Genomic DNA, 18,591 nt, shown 5'->3' on the forward strand with positions numbered 1-18,591 from the left:
TGCAATGCCCCCAACGCTCAGACCCAAGCCTAGACCCAAACTTTTGCCTAACTTGAGGCCTAAACGAACTTTTACTGATGTGCGACTAAGTTGCATCTTTATTTTCCCTTTACACAAAACTGACAGTAGCTTTCAAAAAACGCGATGCTACCACAAACACAAATGATAAACATTCACATTCAGATAATTATTTTTAAGATAAGCTAATATCTGTATTGATAAAAATAGAGAAGAAAGTCTTTACTAACCGCCAAAAGGTAGATAGATATAGGCTCCATAGCCCAAGCAAGTAATAACAGCAGAAGTAAAGAACCACGCTACCCACCCCACCTTTTGTAAAGCGGCTTGCCAGGTCCGAAACGGAGTATTGGGTAGTGATTTGACTGTTAGCCGGGCATTTTTCATCGGTGAGCTTTTAGAAGAAATACTTTTGCCTTTTCGCCCTACTCGCAATCCGTACAGGTAAGTGCCAGTTATACAAAGGCCAGTAAGAAAAACACCAAATACAAAATACAGAAGCTTACTCAATAACTTAGCCGTATTTCCTTGCACTTCCCCCCACACGCCAAAATGCAACGGGTCGGCTGCTTCTGAAACACGGGTATGTAACGAGAAATCACTACCATCTTGCTTAAAAACGGCTTCAGCAGAAACGGGGTCAAATTGAATAGTGTTCGCTCGGTTTCGTACCAGTATTGCACTAGCTTGCCCTTGAAACGCCACTACCCCACCCGCTTTGTTAGGAAAGCGCACTTCTTTGATACTAAGGGCTGGGAATTGCACGCGAGCAATATGCAGCATAGTGTTAAGCGAGGTTTGCGTTGGCATTACAGGTTCATTTATCGCGTCATCGGTTACAGCGTAACCTTTGTCTGTACTAGGAGCGGCTGCGCCCCAACGCTCAGCTAAATACCAGCTGCCGGTAAGCCCTATCACAAGCAAAAACCACAAGCTCCAAACACCCACGATTCGATGTAAGTCGCCCCAACGGGTTTGTCTGTGCCGCCAACGAGGCTTGCGAAAGAAGCCCTTCCACCAGTGCCTATAAATATATAAGCTAGATATCAGTAGGGCTAATATAGCAATAGAAAAGGCACTTACAATGGTAATACCAAGGGTTAGCGGTAACATTAGATGCCGGTGGGTTACACGAAAAAAACGCTGCCAATTTAACCAGCGTCCGTCACCTAAATATTCACCGGTTGTGGGATGAAAAAACAAGCGATGCCGCAAGCTATCCTTATCTCGATAGATAACTTCTGCACTGAACCAAGGGTGAAGAGGCGCGTGGATAGATTCTATTTTTCGTACAGGGGTGGCTAATTTCGCAGTTTCATTAAGAGCTTGTACATAAACCGCCTGCAAATTCATATCACTTACGGTTGATGGGGCAACCCGTTTTGCAGGGTTAGCTAACCAATCAATTTCGTGTGACACCACAGAAAGCGTACCGGTAGCTACAATAAAGCACAGCAGGATGGAAAGCTTAACGCCCACCCAACTGTGAATTGCAATCCATGTAGACTTGCTTAGCACTTATTAAAAGTTATATTGAAGCTGAGCGATAATTTCGCGGGGTTGCCCTGGAAAGTGGCCATTTCTTTCGCTAAATCCGCTTACTGCATATTCTTTATCAAACAGGTTGTTCACGTTTACGCTAAGTAAAACCGCGTCCCATCGCGTTGTCCAGCTTGCATCAAATACAGTGAAAGGCTTCACCTTTTGTGCATCTGCACTTATTTGCTCGCTCACATAATTCACTCCAAAAGCAATCGATGAGTCGATACTGTCGATGGCATATCTTGTCCACAAACCGGCTTGATGACGAGGTGCATTTACAAATCTATCGCCCGCACCAAAAGTGTTACTTGAGCTACCGTCAACCACAATAGTATCATTGTACGCGTAATTTGCAGTTACGCTGATGGTATTGCTTATATCGCCTACCAAGGTAAATTCAGCACCGTCACTTTCTACTACACCAAAATTGATAAGTGCTGACTCGGTATCGTCATTCACGCCTTCAATATAGTCTGGGTTGCTATACACTAAGTTTTCTTTACTTATGTGGTACACGGCGAATGTGGTCATAATGCTGCCGTTCAACCATTCGTTTTTCACACCGAACTCAATGGCATCACCGCTAACCGGCTCTAGTGCGGTAACATTGGCATCAGCTTGGTCAGTAGCATCAACAGGATTGAAGCTTTCGGAATAGTTGGCGTACATCGACATCGCTTTAAAAGGTTTGTAAGTAATACCGGCACGATACGTTACATCTGAATCGTCGTATTCGGTGCCAGTTTCTTTGTCTCGCTCGTCAAACCTATCGAAGCGTGCGCCAGCCATTACAATAATATTATCTGTCAGGTGCATCATATCCTGAATGTACAACCCCTGACGATTACGACGTATGCCGTCTCTATCTAAGTCGGTCAGGTTATAGGTACTAGGGTCGGTTTCGCCATAATTTAAGGTGAAGATATTTAAGTTGGCCACGCCGTCAGCTTCATACCGAGCACGTAAGTAATCGTACTCTGTGTCCATATAGTGCCAATCGCCACCAAACAGGAACTGATGCTCCACACCAGCTGCGTTGAAATCGTAAACAAAGTCGGTGGTTAAGCTGACTTCATCGTTAGCGCGGTATTGGTCTCGATATTCACGTTGAATGGTCTCGTCATCAATATTGGCTTCGCCGTCACCGTTAACATCAACCCAACTGCGGGACTCGTGATAAGCCTGATCTCGCTCATTCGTTAAATAGCGAAGGGTAGAATTAACTTTTAATGCGTCGCTAAAGGTATGTGCTAACTGGGTTTGAAAAACAAATGCTTCCATATCTTGAAAGTCACTTTCTTCATTCGCGTTATAGGTTAAATCAACAAGGAAATTACCTTCATCATCTACCGGTACGCCGCGAAGTCGATGACCACCTAGGTTTTGTACTATGTAATCGAAGGTAGTGGTTAATCGAGTGTTGTCGCTAACATCGTAAAGTAAGCCGCCAGCAAGTTCGATATTTTCCATATCTGCGTTATTTCTAAAGCTATCTTGGACTTCATAAAAGCCACCAATTCGATAGGCTACATCTTCTGTTAGCCCACCTGTCGCTTCACCTGAAATACCGCGAAGGTCATAGTTACCACCTGTTAGGGTTATTTCTTTATTTTCGGTAAAGGTAGGTTTTTTGGTGACGTAATTAATCATGCCTCCAGGTTCACCACCGCCGTATAACGCTGCCGCAGGACCTTTCAGTACTTCTACTCTGGCGACATTGAATAAGTCAGGCACACTAAAGCCTGAGTAAGGGTCGCCCCTTACACCATCATAAAATACGTTGTCTTCGTCTCGAAAGCCGCGAAATGACACGCCGGAATAGCTGTACTCGCTGACGCCAGCGATAGAGCGATACAAGTCGGTAATATCACGAGCAGCCTGGTCAGCAATAAGCTGCGCACTAAGTACTTGTGCTGACATGGGAATATCGATGAGATCGGCATCAGTTTTAGTACCAATTTTGGTTTTAGTATCTAAATAAAACTGCTGCGCCCGCCCTTTTACTTCAACACGCTCTACCGTGTCAGGTTCACCCTCTTGAGCCTGTCCATTAGACTCTGCAAGAACTGCAGCTTGTGGGGGTATAGCAGATTGAGCGTAAACATTAGTAGAACTAAGTCCAAGAGAAACGAACCCAGATAAGCCAGAAAGAAAAATTCCAAGTGAGGTAGTGCTGCGCGACATTTTTTATATTCCACTAAAGTATAAACGGATAAAATTTGGCCGCACTTTAACTCAAATGATAATCATTTTCAATTGCGTTTTAGGAACTTTACTTTCATTAAAATATTTATCGCGATATGTTAAATAATTCCACCATTTGCCCGTAACACTTGCCCATTAACCCAATGCCCTTCGTCACTGGCTAAAAAGTTAACTACATTGGCAATATCTTCTGGCTGCCCTAGCCTTTCCATGGGGCTCATATTGGCAAGCTTATCGATGAGTTCTTGGGATTTTCCCTCGGTAAACAAATCAGTTTCAGTAGGCCCCGGCGCTACACAATTTACCGCGATATCCTTACCTCTAAGCTCTTTCGACAAAATAGCCGACATGGTTTCAACCGCAGATTTTGTAGCAGCATAAACGCCGTAACGCTCTAATTTCAGCCCCACTACACTGGTGGATAAATTAATAATACTGCCACCTTGATGAAGATGTTTCGAGGCTAAGCGAAGCATGTTGAATACCCCTTTCATATTAACGTCGAATTGTTCATTAAAATCGTCATCGCTCGTTTCGTTAAGTGTTGAAAGCGCCATCACGCCCGCATTGTTCACCAGTACGTCTACCTTACCAAATGCCTGTAACGCTGCTTCAAACAAGCTTTCTGCCTGAGTGGGTTTCGACACATCAGCTTGCACCGCAATCGCTTGCCCACCTTTACTTTTGATTTTATCAGCAAGTTCGTTTGCCGCATCGCTACTACTGACATAATTAATCACCACGGCAAAATTATTTGCCGCTAACTTTTCAACAATACTTGCGCCAATGCCTTTCGCGCCACCTGTTACCAAAGCTACCTTTACATTTTCCATATGCCACCTGCTGTTTGAAATTTTTGAAAATCGAGTCAACTAACCTACAAAAAAGTTGGATATCTAGATACCAAAACAAGACCAGATATACTTATTTCGGGTTGCAAAGTAACTAGAAAACAAAGCGTCGCGATTATTGAGGTTATCTTGCCTTAGCACCACTTAATGCAAATTTTGTAAATAAAAATGTATTTGCAAGGAGCAACAAAGGTGAATGCTGCAATTCTCATGGGGACGCTAGGCTGTTTGCTGGCTAATCTAGTGTTTTACGCAGGCTGTCCGAACCAACAATGGTTTAAGAAAAGGCCACTATCATTTAATACCACACTGTTAATTGCCTTGGCGCTATTGATCTTAAGCACGGCAATATTCAGCTTCACGTTTTCATTACCTGCCGCCATCTATACCGTTATTACGCTGTGTATGCTGCTGTTGGGAACCATTCCTTTCTTTACCCGTTACACCGCGCCTCTTAAATCTGGACGCTCTCGCGGTACAGGGCTCACTAGAGATGAAAGTTACACTACCTTTAAGGCGCACTGGTGGTTAAAAACTACTGGTGCAACATTAATTAGTTTTCCCTTTGCACTATTCACTAGCAGTTTAATTAGTTTTCTTTTTCTTTCTCACACACCTCTTGATGTGAAGAGCCAATTTTTAATGTGGCTGATAGTCCCTTTTTGGTTAACCCCGTTAAGCCTTATCTTTTTTGCTAAAAAACCTTGGCTTCCGTTGGCTCTGCTGACGCTTATTACACTGTTTGAATTTACCGTTTTACAGGTTCTGGGGTAACACTAATGAAATTACAGAATTATAAAAGTTATCAGCAAGTACACATTTGGACCGGCATTATTTCAGGCTTACTGTTATTCATTTGCTTTGTGGCCGGTGCGTTAACCATGTTCAAGGCGCCACTAAACGTATGGGCTATGCACGAAAAAAATGCGCTACCAGCTATTGAACTAAACCAATATGACAGCCTAATTAAAACCGTTTTACAGACTCACCCCGACGCTAGCAGAGAGATGACGGTTTATCTTCCTTCTGCCCAGCCAAACCATGCCCCAGTTACTTGGACTATTGAAGACGAAGCCACACATACACACACCTTTTGGCATGCTTCATTAGATAGCTCAGGGGAATTGGTAAGCAAACAAACTCATATTTCAGCTATTGGCGATTTTCTCGATCATATACACCGTACCGCGGGTATTCCTGGCGGCGATGATCATGATGCGTTAGGCATTTTCGTGATGGGATTTGTATCGATTTTGTACTTTGTGGCCATAGTGTCAGGTTTAATCATTTTCCTACCCACATGGTTTAAAGATTTATTTAGCTTACGGAAAAAGAAGAACGGAAAAAGATTTTGGGTCGATTTTCATAATATTCTGGGCATTACCGCTTTGCCTTTTCATATTATTATTGCCATCACTACCGTGGTCTTTGCTTACCACGACATTCTATATGGCAGCATGCAACAATGGGTTTATAAAGACAGCCCTATGTTTAACCGCCCCGCTCCTACCGAGATGGACCGAGGCGTTGATAATCTAATTTCAATTGCCCAGCTCACCAAAGAAATTACCGATATTGAACCCGAATTCGAGATTGCAGAGCTTCGCTTTGCAGGCCTAGGGACTCCCCGTGCAAGGGTGCTAGTAGGTGGAGAGTTAGTAGGAGAAATAATACGTGGGCCCGATTACGCTTTCTGGGTTACCGATCCCTACACTGCCTCTTCAGGTTATACCGCGATGCTACCGTCTATTTCTGGTGTGCCGGGCAAGGTCGTGAATAGTTTCTTTACCCTGCACTTTGGCGGATTTGGTGGCGCGTTTATTCACTGGGTTTACTTTGCTATGGGCTTAAGCGGCGCACTGTTATTTCTAACGGGCAATGTGGTTTGGGTTGAATCCAGGCGCAAAAAACAAATTCAGAATAAAGCTCCGGCAGAGCAAAGACGCTCAGTTCGTATTATGGCACGGCTTACCATTGGCGTGTGTGCCGGTGCGGTTGTAGGTATTGTATTGTCATTGCTAGCAGCGAAAGTGTTCTCAACCGATAACCCCAATATTCGTACTTATCAGCTTATCGCTTATTACATCGGTTTTTTCACGCCTGTACTTTACAGCTTCGTTGTGACGCCAATAAAAGCCGCTATCGATTCACTCTACCTATCGAGCTTGCTGCTCCTTGCCACTATTGGCATTACCCTTTATTTCAGCAGCAGTAGTTTATCTGCAAGCATTGATATTGGGGTTTGCTTAGTGTCAGCAATCATATTGCTCACACTTCTATTTACCGCCCGTCATTTACAAAACCGCCGTTCGGCTATTCCTATCGACTCGGTGTGGGCTTAACCAGATAACAAGATACTTAGGAAAATTGCAAATGAGATGAGTATTTTCACCTTGTAGGTCTTTGCGCTAGCCGTTGGCGCAACTTACCCACTGTAAACCGCACTTTTGCACCAAGACCTTAAGAATAAGAGCACCTTTGAAGGTTGCCACATTACTCATTTACACTGACTTAAAGGAAAATTACTATGACTTTCTGCTCAACAGAAAACGTATCAAATAGAAAATCCACACGGCTATCAACAAGGCTGTTACCAAGTACATCTTTGCTAGCACTCGCCATTTCCTCTGCCATAAGCGGCGTGCATGCACAAGAGATACAAACCCCAGATAGAGATATTACTGATATTGAAAAGATTGTGGTTATTGGTGAAAAAGCGAATCGCTCATTAAAAGACTCAACTACATCGATTTCCGTTTTTAATGAAGAGGCTATTAATAACACCCAATATAAATCGGTGTCTGATGCCATATCTGATATTGCAAATGTCGTGGTTCAAACAGGCTCTTTACCTGATATTCGAGGTGTGTCAGGCAATGGTGCAGCGGGTGGATTTAATTCTATATCTGGCGGCGCAAATGGCCGGGTGATGACGTTAATTGATGGTGTATCACAACCTTTTGTGGCTGATTTAACCGGCGACTCTGGCATGTGGGATTTACAACAAATTGAAGTATACCGCGGCCCGCAATCTACCAGTAATGGGCGCAACAGCATTGGTGGCGCAGTCTATATTAAAACTAACGATCCTAGCCAAGAATGGGAAGGTGCAGCGCGTGTAGGTTATAGAAATAACGACCAATACATAGATACTGCAGGAGTAATTTCAGGGCCGCTTATTGAAGATGAACTCGCGTTTCGTTTGAGCGTTCAAAACTTGAATGCCGATACTATTACCGATGGTGAGGGTTATGAATCTAACCCACCAGACTATGATATTGATAAAATTGAAACCCAGCGCGTACGTGGTAAATTACTTTGGACACCATCTGATGATTTATCTTTCACGCTGTCTCATACCTACAATAATGAAGAAGGCGATACTGGCCGCGTTTATTATGCGCTAGAGAATTTGGAAGAATACAACCGTATTTATTATCGCGATATCAGCACAGAATCTTCGACAACTGCGTTGAATACCCAGTACGTGATTTCTGACAATGTATCTTTAGACCTGCTCATTTCATTCATGGATTACAAGTGGGGCTTTGATTCTTACGAAGCCTCTGACGATGCTGAGCAAACCCTAATTTTTGATGAAACCAATGTAACGGTAGATGCAAAAATTAACTTTGCCTTACCGAGTAACAACATTGATGGTTTTGTTGGTTTGTATTATTTCGAGCGTGAGCAAGATATTTTAAGCACAGGCGCTTACCCCTACTACGGTAGCGATGAAAGCGAATCTATCGCAGTGTATGGTGAAACCACGTTTGCGCTTTCTGACAAACTTAACATTATTGCCGGTGTACGGGTAGAACGTGAGAGTCAGTTCAGACATTTTGTTTATGAACCCATAGATTCTGAACTGGATGATGATACCAACATATTTTTGCCGAAATTCGTTATTCAATATGCATTTACACCACAAACCACGTTAGCGTTTAGTGCGCGTAAAGGATACAACGCAGGCGGCGGTGCGCTGAACTTTACCGCGCAAGAGTACTATTACTATGAAGAAGAGAAGGTAAATACGTTCGAGCTAAGCAGCCGCACACAGTTTGAAAATGGCGCGGGTTTTGTTAGTGCCAACATTTTCTACAACGACTACGATGGCTTTCAAGCACTAAGCTCTACACGCTTCATTACCAATATGCCAAGTGTGGCGACATACGGCGCTGAGTTAGAAGTACATGCCAACGTAACAGATAGCATAGAAGTGAACGCTGGAATGGGGTTTCTTCAATCAGAGATTAAGGATGCCGGTGCGGATTACACCGATGCGCAGGGCAATGAATTAAACTCAGCCCCAAGCTTTAACGCTAATGTAGGTGCCAAATATTGGGTGACAGATGCCATCAGCGTTGGCGGCTCTGTTCGTTACATTGGCGAATACTTTGGCGACTTCACCAATACCGCAGAACGGGTTGCCGGCGATTATACAATAGCCCGCTTCACCGCTAACTATACCTCTGACAACTGGCTGCTTACTGCGTATTTAGATAACGCGTTCGATGAAACCGCATTAGTTTCGCAAGAGCCTGTTAGCACACGTTATCCTAGCGGTTATGCCGCAGTTGTCGATCCTAGAACTGTTGGCGTATCGGCTACTTATCGCTTTTAGTCTTTAGCTTTAGCTTTAGCTTTAGCTTTAGCTTTAGCTTTAGCTTTAGCTTTAGCTTTAGCTTTAGCTTTAGCTTTAGCTTTAGCTTTAGCTTTAGCTTTAGTAGATAGGAAAACCGGTATAAATACTAAAGGGCATCAAATGATGCCCTTTTTACGTTCGGTTATTTGTTCTTCTATTTTAAATCTTTCGTATGTTTTTGTGTCTGTATCAACAAACGTCAACTCCCCATTTAAATCATAAACCTCAGTACTAGTAACAATCACAAAACTCTTGATAGTGGTAAAAGTACTCACAGTGGTTAACACACTTCCTCCATCCGCCAAAGACGTGGTGGTCGTTGATATATCAGTGCCAGTAGGCACTGCAGTGACGGGGTTCTCAGTTGCTGGAAGCTCCGTGATGTTAGGACTTAGTGTTTCTTCAAGTGATACGGTTTCAACATATATCGCCTCCCCGTCGGCGTTATACCCTGTCACGGTTAACGTATTCCCCGATCGCTCTGCGGTTACACAATTAAATGAACACGCAAACACATGATGGCTAAATAAACCGCTACTTAATAACAAAACACACAAAGTTAAATGCTTCATTTCACGCTCCTTAGTACACAGTCATGTTCAAATATTATACTGAAAAATGTTGAGCGAATTCTATTTACTAAAGATTTACATCTATTAATGAAAGCGTTACTGCGAAATGGCAAAATTTATTATTCTCTATTTTTTAGTTTCTATTTATTACTCTCTAGGTACTAGCCCTTAGGTACCACCCCCTAGAGGCTGCATCAAACACTATTAGGCAGATTCGAGCTTTAGTATTTACTAATACAATTAATGTTCGTATATTTGCTTCAGTATTTTTTGGAAACTAACCTTCCGTGTAATTGCTTGTAAAATCAGAATATCTTCAGTAAGCCGTTTTGCGGTAGACCACCTACAAGCTAGAGACTTATTGCGACAAGCTTGTGATTGAGGAACGCCAACATTCTACTTAATGAAAAGGCTATTATTTAGCTATATTCATTTTAGCCATGTTTTCAGCTGTAACCTTACAAAAGACGGTAAGAGATAAACAAGAAGGCCTACCAACTACCACTGTTTTCGTTGGTATGTGTTGGGCAGCTTTTTTTAGTGCAGTTGCCCTGCTGGGTATAGGTCTTTTTAATGCCGACATGTTTCTAAGTGAAAAAGGATTTTACGGTATGGCATTTATACTTAGCTTATTTTCTATCATTACCGTTCAGAAAAATATCCGCGATTTAACCAATGAAAATGGAAGCACTTTATCATCAGCTTACCCTGGGGTAGCGAATAGTATTGATGTAGCGCTGGAAACCACAGATATAGTGGGCGAGTAAATCGAAATGGGGGCAGAGTACTTTACTGGTTACTAATATACTCTGCCTCTACTATTTATGGCTCTAATTCCGAAAGTAAGAATCTATTCTTCCACTTGTAGGCTGCCAACATGCCGACAAATAATGCTTCTCCACTGCAGCTCTTATCTTTTTAACTTGCACTCAGTAACTTAGAAATTCTGCTAATTCTTACAGCGATGTCGGTGTACATTTCGTCTTCTTCACCTATCAGCCCGTTTATTTCATTAAGCGTATTTAAAGCTTCTGGCAGGGCGCCACTCTTTTCATAGGCCAATGCGAGCGTAGCCATATATTCAATATCTCCAGGGTGTTGTTCTAACAGCGCGTGTAAATATTTGATGGCTTCATTAGGGTTATTACGCTCGTGCAGTTCGTATAGCGCTGCATCAGATAGTTGCCAGTCTTTAGCCTCCATATGATAACCATACATGTCGCTTAATGATGCAAAGTGAGCAGCAACTGCATTGTATCCAGATAAATAAGCTTCATAAGGCACATCCCATGATGGGTAGAGGTGCCTAAAAGCGTGATAGGTACCAATAATTTGGGTTACTTGGTGGGGCTCTTGTGAAAAGTAATCACTTTTATAGCGAAGACCTTTAGGTGTGTGTTGGCTTAAGGCGCTATCAATAAACTTAATACCTTCTAGCATTGCTTTACCCTCTGGAGATTTAACTTCCGCATTCCCTTCATTCCCAATATTCAGGTAAAGCACACTGTGATTACTTTGTTGTTTAGCGGTGAATGATACTAGGGATTTAGCCACTAACTTCTCATCCCAAAACAAACTAGGACTAAATGCAAAATAGGCGTCAAAAAGGTCTGGTGCTGAATAAAATGCGTGGGCCACTAGCAGGCCGCCGAAAGAGTGCCCAGAAAATATTCTGTAATCTTCGGTTCTAAAATTAGCATCTACGTAGGGAATAACTTCCGCTTCAATAAATTTCAGATATGCACCTGCGCCACCACTATTTTCTGCATATTTGCGGTCGTTGGTGGGGGTAAAATCTCTGTCTCTATCATTTGTAGACACCCCAACAATAATCATTTGAGGCGCATTATTGTAACCAATTAAGGGGTCGAGAATACCGGAATTCAATGTGATACCTACAGGCGCATCTAATAGATACAGCACTGGATAGGCATAGTCAGCATTCTTGTGGTAATAAAGGGGAAGCTGAATAAACAGCGAAAGCTGCTCGTTTAACACTTTAGAGAAAACGTCTCTTTCTTCTATTTCTCTTACAGCGTCAGCATTAACGTGTTGGGTAAACATCAGTATCAGAACAATGAATATCCGTTTCATATCGCTACTCCATTTGAGGTGTTAAGTTGCTTTGTAGAGCCGTACCATTCTTTTTTGTTACATTCTCACAATTCAATCAATGACTAAATTAATCCCCTGATACGTCAACTCTTTAAATGCAACCACCTCTATCTCAACCAGGTGGTTTGGGCTATATAGCCTTTGTACCTCTACTAGCGTAGAGCTTGGATACTGGCCCTCTCTAAATTTTTCTTTTCGCACCTTGCCCAGCTTTTTGAACGCTTCAATATCAGTGGTATAAATTACCTGTTTTACGATACTTTCCATGCCTAGGTTATTATCTTTAAGGGTATTTTGTATAAGGGTATAGATTTCTCTAACTTGCTCTTCCAGCGTAGCTTTATCACTTGCGATACCAGATAAGTAAACGTTGTTACCTGCAATAACAACTTGGGAGTAACCAATTTCTGCCTCCCACGGGTTATACATTTTTCGCTCTATTTTAGAATCAGCAGTAGAAATAGAACAAAAGAGCAATGTTGAGCTAAGAAGTACGAGATTTCGAACCAGTTTGATAAACAATTGAGCTCTCCTTAAAATATAATGGGTTACTTTTTCCGACTTGAGAAATAAACCGTGCAGCGCATGTTTTTATGAACGACTTACAATGCGCCTAAAAGCTCGGTTATAGAAGCTTTTAGCTCTACATCATCTTTAATCAACACGAATGCTTCCTCACCAACCTTTCTATCGCAAACTTTATTTTCATTGCTTTCCTAACCTTTAACAAGGCTAAAAGGTTCATCTGACAACGGGCTATTAACTGCAAATGAAGATAGCGCTTCGGATAGTAAGTTCAGGTAAAAATATATGCTTACAGTAACTCAACTCGCTAGAAAATATAGTATCTCACGAGCAACGCTACTCTATTACGAGCGCGAAGGCCTTCTTTTGCCCAAACCCGCACAGCTAACAGTTACTGATGGTATGGAATAAGCGAGGAGGAACGACCATGCACAATTTTAGCTTACCGTTCTTCCGGAATGCCGGTAGCGCAAATTCTGAATTTACTACACCGAAAGGAAGTACAATCTCAGTACCATTTTTTGAAGCATCACATCCACGAAATGGGTAATAAGATCGAGATACTGAAATGGCAGCAAAAGTTTTTGGAGTCCCTTGGTATAGATGCAGCTGAAATTAAACGAATCCGAAAACTATAAAGCAATGCGAACTCAGGGGTGAAATTACCACCTAGAAAAGGAAGTTAAAAACGCGCCAGAGACCTCATTAATAATCGATTGTACGCAAGCAGATGAACGACAAAGTAAAATTTATCATGTTCCCTTCTGATTTCGACAATAACCGATAAAGGGTATACGCGCTGAATGCTCTGGCGTACATGGTCAATAGATCCTGCACACTGCCACTGCGCCATACTAGGATGATGAAACAAGACACTTTAGAGCTAAGTACCCATAACGATAGCAGTTGTGCTGCTCCCACACGGAATGTGTATTGAGCATACATCGGTTCTAAATAATGCGTGAGGACCCATTTTATACTTAATACTCGCCTCTCAATTGGGGAGCTAAATTTTTGCTAATGTTTACGCCATAACAATCAACGTTATTTATTCGTTCCTCCCATCTGGGAGACTGAGTCTCTTTCTACTAACTCAGGGATAAATAAATGAGTTTTGCTTCCAGGTGAATTAGCGGGATCGCTCAATGAGATGGCAAGCTTTGCGGCGTATGCAGCCATCTCCTCTATAGGGTAATGCATGGTCGTTAGTCTTGGCCGACACGAGCGTGCTGCAGGTAAATCATCAAAACCAATGACAGAAACATCTTCTGGTACGCGTAAACCAGCATCAAATAAAGCGTGAATAGCACCAATCGCCATCAAATCATTGTAAGCAACAACTGCAGTAAATTTTACCCCTTTAGCAAGAAGTTCTTTTATCGCCAATTCGCCCCCGTCAATGTTCGCCGTAGATTCCGCGACCGCTTTTTTGGGAAGGGTTAAACCATAGCTTTCTAATGTGTTTTTAACACTCTCTAACCGCGTGCTAGGATCCCGATTCTGGTAGATACTGGTAACCACTGCGAATTGACGATGTCCGTATGCAAGTAAATATTCAGTGGCCTTTTTAGCACCGCTTTCGTTATCTAACCACACACACCGATTCGCCAATGAAGGGATATACCGATTAATTAACACTAAACCCGGAACATCCTTAGCCAATTTGATTAACGTTTCCTCATCTGAGTATTCACTATGAAGAATAATGCCCTGACAATCGTGATTTCTGAGTGAGTTAATTGCATCAAGTTCAGATTCTGTTTTATACAAAGAGTTAGACATTAAGAGTTTATAGCCTTTTTCTCTGGCTGAGTCTTCAACCCCACTAGCTAACGTACCAAAAAACGACATTGATAATTTTGGTGTAACCACACCCAATGTATAGGTCGTTCTTTTTACTAATGCCTGCGCATTGGTATTGGGCCGGTAGCCAAGCTCATCTATCACTTTTTTGACACGAGCCTTACACGCAGCTCCCACATGCCCACCATCGTGTATCACCCTAGATACTGTGGCCGTAGAAACACCAGCCACTCGGGCTACATCCTTAATAGTTACCATTAAATTCACTCATCCAAAGTAAACATAAATCATTGAACTTAATCATTTTTAGTACTTCTATAATTCAATAAACATAGCAACGATAGCATGCCAAAAATACAGGTCCCTAACGAGAGAATTAGCCGCATAGCATGCAAGGTAAAATCTGTTTGCTGGGCGCCGTTGTTTGCATCAAAGCCAATGGTATTAAGCACGATACCAGAGGTGACCAAAGCGAGAATACCAGCAAGCGCAGCTACTGAACTGAAAGCGGCAGCAAACATACCAGCCGCAGGCCGTCTGTGACTAGATTTATGTTCGTCACTTAGCTGCGCATTCAACACAGGGATAATCGTAGTTAACGCGGTCCAAACACTACTGCAGAGTATGGCATCTAAAATAATCCACCAACCTATTCCGGGTACAAAAAGAAACCATTTTAAGACTCCGCCAAAAATACTCATCAGCAACAATATTTGTAAGCTTTTTTCTTTACCTATTTTACGCGAAATTAGACTTACAAAAGGGACACTAGCAAAGCCAACAACCGCATATGCAGTCGACAGTATGCCCTTCCATACCGCACCCTGTGCTATATCTCCATCGTACACATAGTACACCAGCAAGTAATAATCCATACTGGCAGCAAATACGCTGCCACCAAGTTGCAGCAAACAAATTCCCATTAACCAACGCAATGCTCGATTGGCTATTAATAGCCGCCATGTTACTGAAAATGATACATCAGAAACGCGGGCGGCTATCTTCGTAGATTCCTTACATACTAGCGTGGGCAGCAAGGCCATCGCGCCAATTAGAACAATAGCAACACTCCACCCCACCCATTTGATTCCCACCAATATCGAGCTAAAAGAAGCCAGCCCCGCTACAGGGTAAAGCCACTGATAAAGCAAAGATGCAGCTTTAATAAAATAAGTATTAATTACCATAATCGACATTCTATGTGTCGGATCTTTGCTCACTTCATAGCTTAAGCTAGTGGTAGGAATAGCAACTAACAACGAAGCAAAATAAAACAGTAAGTAAGTCACACTAAAATACACTATTTGAGCGTCACTTGACCAACTCTGCGGAACCATCCACATAGCCCCAAAACTTATGGCACTAACAAAAGCTCCTGCGGCGATAAAGGGCTTTCTGCGACCAAAGCGACTTGTACTTTGGTCGCTTAAATGCCCAATAAATGGTGAGGCTATAATTCCAAGCCCTATTGGAAGTGCCATAGCTAAACTTAGCAAAAAGGGGTCTACGCCCATGGTCATTTGATAAAATGGGATAGCAAGCACAACAACAGCATTACTGGCAAAGGTCATAGAAAAAAAACCAGCACCTAGTGCCAATTTCTGTTTTCCCAGCGTTATGGTATAAGTCAAAGTAGAACGGTTCCCCTATATTCAATCGCCAAAGTGCTGGCGCCAGTATAACGCCAGCACTAAAGTACGTCATGAGACAGACTTAAATACATGCCCGTTCTGCTACTTAATCTCCTATAACTGCACTAGCGTAACATCCAATAGCTCTATTCCCCTTTCCGTCGCCTTATTTGACAAACGCTCTCCCATCATCAATTGCAATCCATTTAGCGCGTTAAGGTTTATGTCATTCTGCATGTTGTACGGCCCAACCGTGAATGGCATAAAAGTGGGATATGCATTTGCCATCAATACTGGAGTAGGTAACAGCTGTTTTATAGGTATAACTAGTGTTTGCCATTCTGGTTTAACCGGAAAATCGGTGCCCCATGCCAAACCGTCTTGCGCAATTAATCCGATTTTTACTCTGTCGTTGCCGCTTAACGAACGTACACGTATCACGAGTCCATTGTAGCCAGCCAAATCCCGTCCTTTGAGCTGATTGTTGTTCGCCAGCGTAGTGCGCAGCAATGCACCTGGGGTGCTTTTATCCTCATCAAAGTAACTTAGCGTGATCGTGGCGCCATCTTCTATTGCAGAAGACGCTGGCCATGCCTTTGGGTACTTAGGAGTAAATATTGCTTGGCGATCTTCGCCCGTATTCAATAAATTGATGGGGCTACCTGATGGCGTTAATAGTGTAGAGTAATATGTATTGGCCACAAAATCCCAATCATTAGGATGTCCCTTTTTATTACCTGGCCAAGTGAATGTTTGATCTTTTTGTGTCACAACAAATCCGTATTCAAGAACACCCGGTTGTTGCCATGAATTTTCCTTGGGTAGTGATACGCTATAATGCTGAGCACTATCGGTTTTCTGCATGGGAAGCAATGTAAAATCCCGATGACCTTGGTACCTGATAGCCAGCGACACCTTATCATTAGCACTATTACCCGCTAGCGTCACTTCAAAAGTTATCTTATCTGAGACGTTTCGTTGGCGTTGTGGTTGGTGCACCAACGCCAATTCACGCACGTGTATACTTGGCAAAAGATAGCGTTTATCGACATTGCCAACTGACCCTTCTTCTTTTTTCGTCAGTAAATAGACACCCGGCCCCACCTCAAAAGTGTGATTGCTTGCTCGCTGCCTTTTCTTTTTCTGGTTACCTAACGACATTTCGTCGACTTGAGTCACAAAAAATTGCTCCCCTAAATTGTTCACATTAACTGACATTTTATGTGTATTTACATACAATCGTGCTACTTCTCGTCGAAGACTAGAAGACTGATGTGGGTCCGATAACGCAAGTACATCTGGATATACCTCAAGGCGCCAAATTCCGTTCTCAATTTTATCTAGGAAGTAAGCTCCTGTGCCCGCGTAGCTAACTAAGCTTGAACTGCCAACGCCCGCAATATGTTCGAGCGTAGTTGGCTTTTTTACTGGTATAGTCGTCGTGCGAGTATAATAATATTGGGTTTCATCATTGAAAATACTCGCATTTTGTTGATAATCTAATTGTGTATCACCAAACACATTGCTTGCTGGATACTCTCGAGACTGATAATTAAGAGGTAATTGTCTGAAAACTTCTCCGGCAATTAACATGCTAATGGCTTTTTCTGGTGTATAAAGCAAATTTAAGTAGTGTGTATTGTATTCTGCGTTGGTATGAGCAATAACCGCAGGGTCGTAAGCGAACTGCGTAGCCCACTGAAAGCCAGCTTCACGAAAACTTCGCGCCATGGCCGGATACATTACACTTTGAGTGATGTCAGCGGCGTCAAATTCATATATCATTTTCGCTTTGTTATCGCACTCTGTAATGGACGAAAAAGGATTAGTATAGTGCGAGACCGCAGGCAGCATATTCCCATTTAGAGTACTATTTTTAACTAAGCCAGTGGGATACCACTGGTAAGCAATACCATCTACCGAACTTTTACATAGCGCCTTGGCATACTCTTGATCATTCCCTTGTTCACTAATATTGTAAAATAGTGGTTTATCACCTCCTAAGGTGCGTACCGTGCTGAGTAAAGATTCAACATAGCGAATACTTTCACTAGCTGAGGCTGTGTGTTTTGGCTCATTAAAAAGTTCAAAAGCGATAATATTGGGATCGTTAAACAACTGCTGCCCCGTATAACGATTTTTGTGTGTAAGCAACTGTTTCAAATAATTTTTTGTAGCAGCTATTGCACTAGGTTCCTGATTCATTTGTGCTTTAGAATAGTCTGCTGAAAAACCAGGCTCGAGGGGGTCGGGAGCGGGGTAGCCAGACCCCCACCATGCAACCGGTGTGATTATGGCGGTAATGTTTTCTTCAGCCAAGCGCATCATCAAATAATCAAATAATGCCAAATGCTCGTTATTTATTATGTTACCTTGTTTATCACTTATTAACCTATCCCACACATGCACACGATAAGCATCTAGCTTTAGCCTAGCAATATGATCTACATCCATATCGATGGCCGCTTTGTGATCGATACCAAGCTGTTTAGCCGCACGGTAGCCAAAGGCGAATGGAAGACTATAATTCACCCCAAAAAGGTGGACTGATTCACCATTGCTCCATTGTAATTCACCATTTACCACTGACGCGCTTCGGTCGGTGGCCCCAACCTTCGAACTCATCAAACTAAAAATAGATAAACAAATACCGACCAACACTAAACGTTGTTGTTTTTTCATTT

The 18,591-nt window shown here is 42.5% G+C and carries 14 protein-coding genes and 1 pseudogene; 6 read left to right on the plus strand and 9 right to left on the minus strand.

The features are described from left to right. Positions 1-243: 243 nt before the first annotated feature. The 3 genes from J5X92_RS10885 to J5X92_RS10895 form a co-directional block, all read right to left on the minus strand. Complete coding sequence (locus J5X92_RS10885) at positions 244-1,536, minus strand: PepSY-associated TM helix domain-containing protein (protein ID WP_208805763.1); 1,293 nt, start codon at positions 1,534-1,536, stop codon at positions 244-246. A gap of 3 nt (positions 1,537-1,539) precedes the next feature. Next, on the minus strand, positions 1,540-3,744 hold the full coding sequence (locus J5X92_RS10890; protein ID WP_126871624.1) for a TonB-dependent siderophore receptor: 2,205 nt from the start codon (positions 3,742-3,744) through the stop codon (positions 1,540-1,542). Between the two features lie 119 nt (positions 3,745-3,863). Continuing rightward, the gene (locus J5X92_RS10895) at positions 3,864-4,598 is read right to left on the minus strand and encodes an SDR family oxidoreductase (RefSeq protein ID WP_126871623.1); all 735 of its coding nucleotides are present in this window, start codon (positions 4,596-4,598) and stop codon (positions 3,864-3,866) included. 210 nt (positions 4,599-4,808) lie between these two features. Between J5X92_RS10895 and J5X92_RS10900 the strand changes: the two genes are divergently transcribed. The 3 genes from J5X92_RS10900 to J5X92_RS10910 all read left to right on the plus strand — a co-directional run bounded on the left by J5X92_RS10900 (position 4,809) and on the right by J5X92_RS10910 (position 9,240). Further along, positions 4,809-5,390: a hypothetical protein gene (locus tag J5X92_RS10900; RefSeq protein WP_126871622.1), complete on the plus strand. Its 582-nt coding sequence runs from the start codon at positions 4,809-4,811 to the stop codon at positions 5,388-5,390. 5 nt (positions 5,391-5,395) lie between these two features. Continuing rightward, positions 5,396-6,958 (plus strand): PepSY-associated TM helix domain-containing protein, encoded by a 1,563-nt coding sequence (locus tag J5X92_RS10905; RefSeq protein ID WP_208805764.1) that lies wholly within the window; start codon positions 5,396-5,398, stop codon positions 6,956-6,958. Between the two features lie 185 nt (positions 6,959-7,143). After that, positions 7,144-9,240: a TonB-dependent receptor gene (locus J5X92_RS10910; RefSeq protein ID WP_208805765.1), complete on the plus strand. Its 2,097-nt coding sequence runs from the start codon at positions 7,144-7,146 to the stop codon at positions 9,238-9,240. Positions 9,241-9,377: 137 nt separating this feature from the next. On the opposite strand, the gene J5X92_RS10915 is transcribed toward J5X92_RS10910, so the two are convergent. Next, the gene (locus tag J5X92_RS10915) at positions 9,378-9,833 is read right to left on the minus strand and encodes a hypothetical protein (RefSeq protein WP_126871619.1); all 456 of its coding nucleotides are present in this window, start codon (positions 9,831-9,833) and stop codon (positions 9,378-9,380) included. Positions 9,834-10,273: 440 nt separating this feature from the next. On the opposite strand from J5X92_RS10915, the pseudogene J5X92_RS21040 reads away from it, so the two are divergent. Both J5X92_RS21040 and J5X92_RS21045 read left to right on the plus strand, forming a co-directional pair. After that, positions 10,274-10,441 (plus strand): annotated as a pseudogene (locus J5X92_RS21040) (YiaA/YiaB family inner membrane protein); the annotation flags it as partial. A 3-nt stretch (positions 10,442-10,444) separates the two neighbouring features. Continuing rightward, positions 10,445-10,600 (plus strand): hypothetical protein, encoded by a 156-nt coding sequence (locus J5X92_RS21045; protein WP_244360661.1) that lies wholly within the window; start codon positions 10,445-10,447, stop codon positions 10,598-10,600. A gap of 151 nt (positions 10,601-10,751) precedes the next feature. On the opposite strand, the gene J5X92_RS10925 is transcribed toward J5X92_RS21045, so the two are convergent. Both J5X92_RS10925 and J5X92_RS10930 read right to left on the minus strand, forming a co-directional pair. Continuing rightward, positions 10,752-11,927, minus strand: a complete 1,176-nt coding sequence (locus J5X92_RS10925; protein ID WP_126871618.1) for an alpha/beta hydrolase-fold protein — start codon at positions 11,925-11,927, stop codon at positions 10,752-10,754. Between the two features lie 72 nt (positions 11,928-11,999). Further along, positions 12,000-12,470 carry a RidA family protein gene (locus J5X92_RS10930; RefSeq protein WP_126871617.1) on the minus strand — a complete coding sequence of 157 codons (471 nt, stop codon included), beginning with the start codon at positions 12,468-12,470 and terminating at the stop codon, positions 12,000-12,002. A 288-nt stretch (positions 12,471-12,758) separates the two neighbouring features. Here J5X92_RS10930 and J5X92_RS21050 point away from each other — a divergent pair, with 288 nt between their 5' ends. Next, complete coding sequence (locus J5X92_RS21050; protein ID WP_231884920.1) at positions 12,759-12,884, plus strand: MerR family DNA-binding transcriptional regulator; 126 nt, start codon at positions 12,759-12,761, stop codon at positions 12,882-12,884. A 633-nt stretch (positions 12,885-13,517) separates the two neighbouring features. Here J5X92_RS21050 and J5X92_RS10940 read toward each other — a convergent pair. The 3 genes from J5X92_RS10940 to J5X92_RS10950 form a co-directional block, all read right to left on the minus strand. Beyond that, positions 13,518-14,534 carry a LacI family DNA-binding transcriptional regulator gene (locus tag J5X92_RS10940; protein ID WP_126871616.1) on the minus strand — a complete coding sequence of 339 codons (1,017 nt, stop codon included), beginning with the start codon at positions 14,532-14,534 and terminating at the stop codon, positions 13,518-13,520. Between the two features lie 38 nt (positions 14,535-14,572). Next, the gene (locus tag J5X92_RS10945) at positions 14,573-15,907 is read right to left on the minus strand and encodes an MFS transporter (protein WP_126871615.1); all 1,335 of its coding nucleotides are present in this window, start codon (positions 15,905-15,907) and stop codon (positions 14,573-14,575) included. A gap of 114 nt (positions 15,908-16,021) precedes the next feature. Then, a complete protein-coding gene (locus tag J5X92_RS10950; protein WP_126871614.1) occupies positions 16,022-18,589 on the minus strand; it encodes a hypothetical protein in 2,568 nt (855 codons plus the stop codon). Positions 18,590-18,591: the final 2 nt, after the last annotated feature.

This window comes from Alteromonas sp. K632G, assembly GCF_017653625.1.
Taxonomy (GTDB): Bacteria; Pseudomonadota; Gammaproteobacteria; order Enterobacterales; family Alteromonadaceae; genus Alteromonas; species Alteromonas naphthalenivorans.

Coding starts and splice junctions, on each gene's coding strand:
- J5X92_RS21050 (WP_231884920.1), top strand. CDS start 12,759: ATGCTTACAGTAACTCAACTCGCTAGAAAATATAGTATCTCACGAGCA.
- J5X92_RS10905 (WP_208805764.1), top strand. CDS start 5,396: ATGAAATTACAGAATTATAAAAGTTATCAGCAAGTACACATTTGGACC.
- J5X92_RS10950 (WP_126871614.1), bottom strand. CDS start 18,589: ATGAAAAAACAACAACGTTTAGTGTTGGTCGGTATTTGTTTATCTATT.
- J5X92_RS21045 (WP_244360661.1), top strand. CDS start 10,445: ATGGCATTTATACTTAGCTTATTTTCTATCATTACCGTTCAGAAAAAT.
- J5X92_RS10890 (WP_126871624.1), bottom strand. CDS start 3,744: ATGTCGCGCAGCACTACCTCACTTGGAATTTTTCTTTCTGGCTTATCT.
- J5X92_RS10915 (WP_126871619.1), bottom strand. CDS start 9,833: ATGAAGCATTTAACTTTGTGTGTTTTGTTATTAAGTAGCGGTTTATTT.
- J5X92_RS10940 (WP_126871616.1), bottom strand. CDS start 14,534: ATGGTAACTATTAAGGATGTAGCCCGAGTGGCTGGTGTTTCTACGGCC.
- J5X92_RS10910 (WP_208805765.1), top strand. CDS start 7,144: ATGACTTTCTGCTCAACAGAAAACGTATCAAATAGAAAATCCACACGG.
- J5X92_RS10895 (WP_126871623.1), bottom strand. CDS start 4,598: ATGGAAAATGTAAAGGTAGCTTTGGTAACAGGTGGCGCGAAAGGCATT.
- J5X92_RS10925 (WP_126871618.1), bottom strand. CDS start 11,927: ATGAAACGGATATTCATTGTTCTGATACTGATGTTTACCCAACACGTT.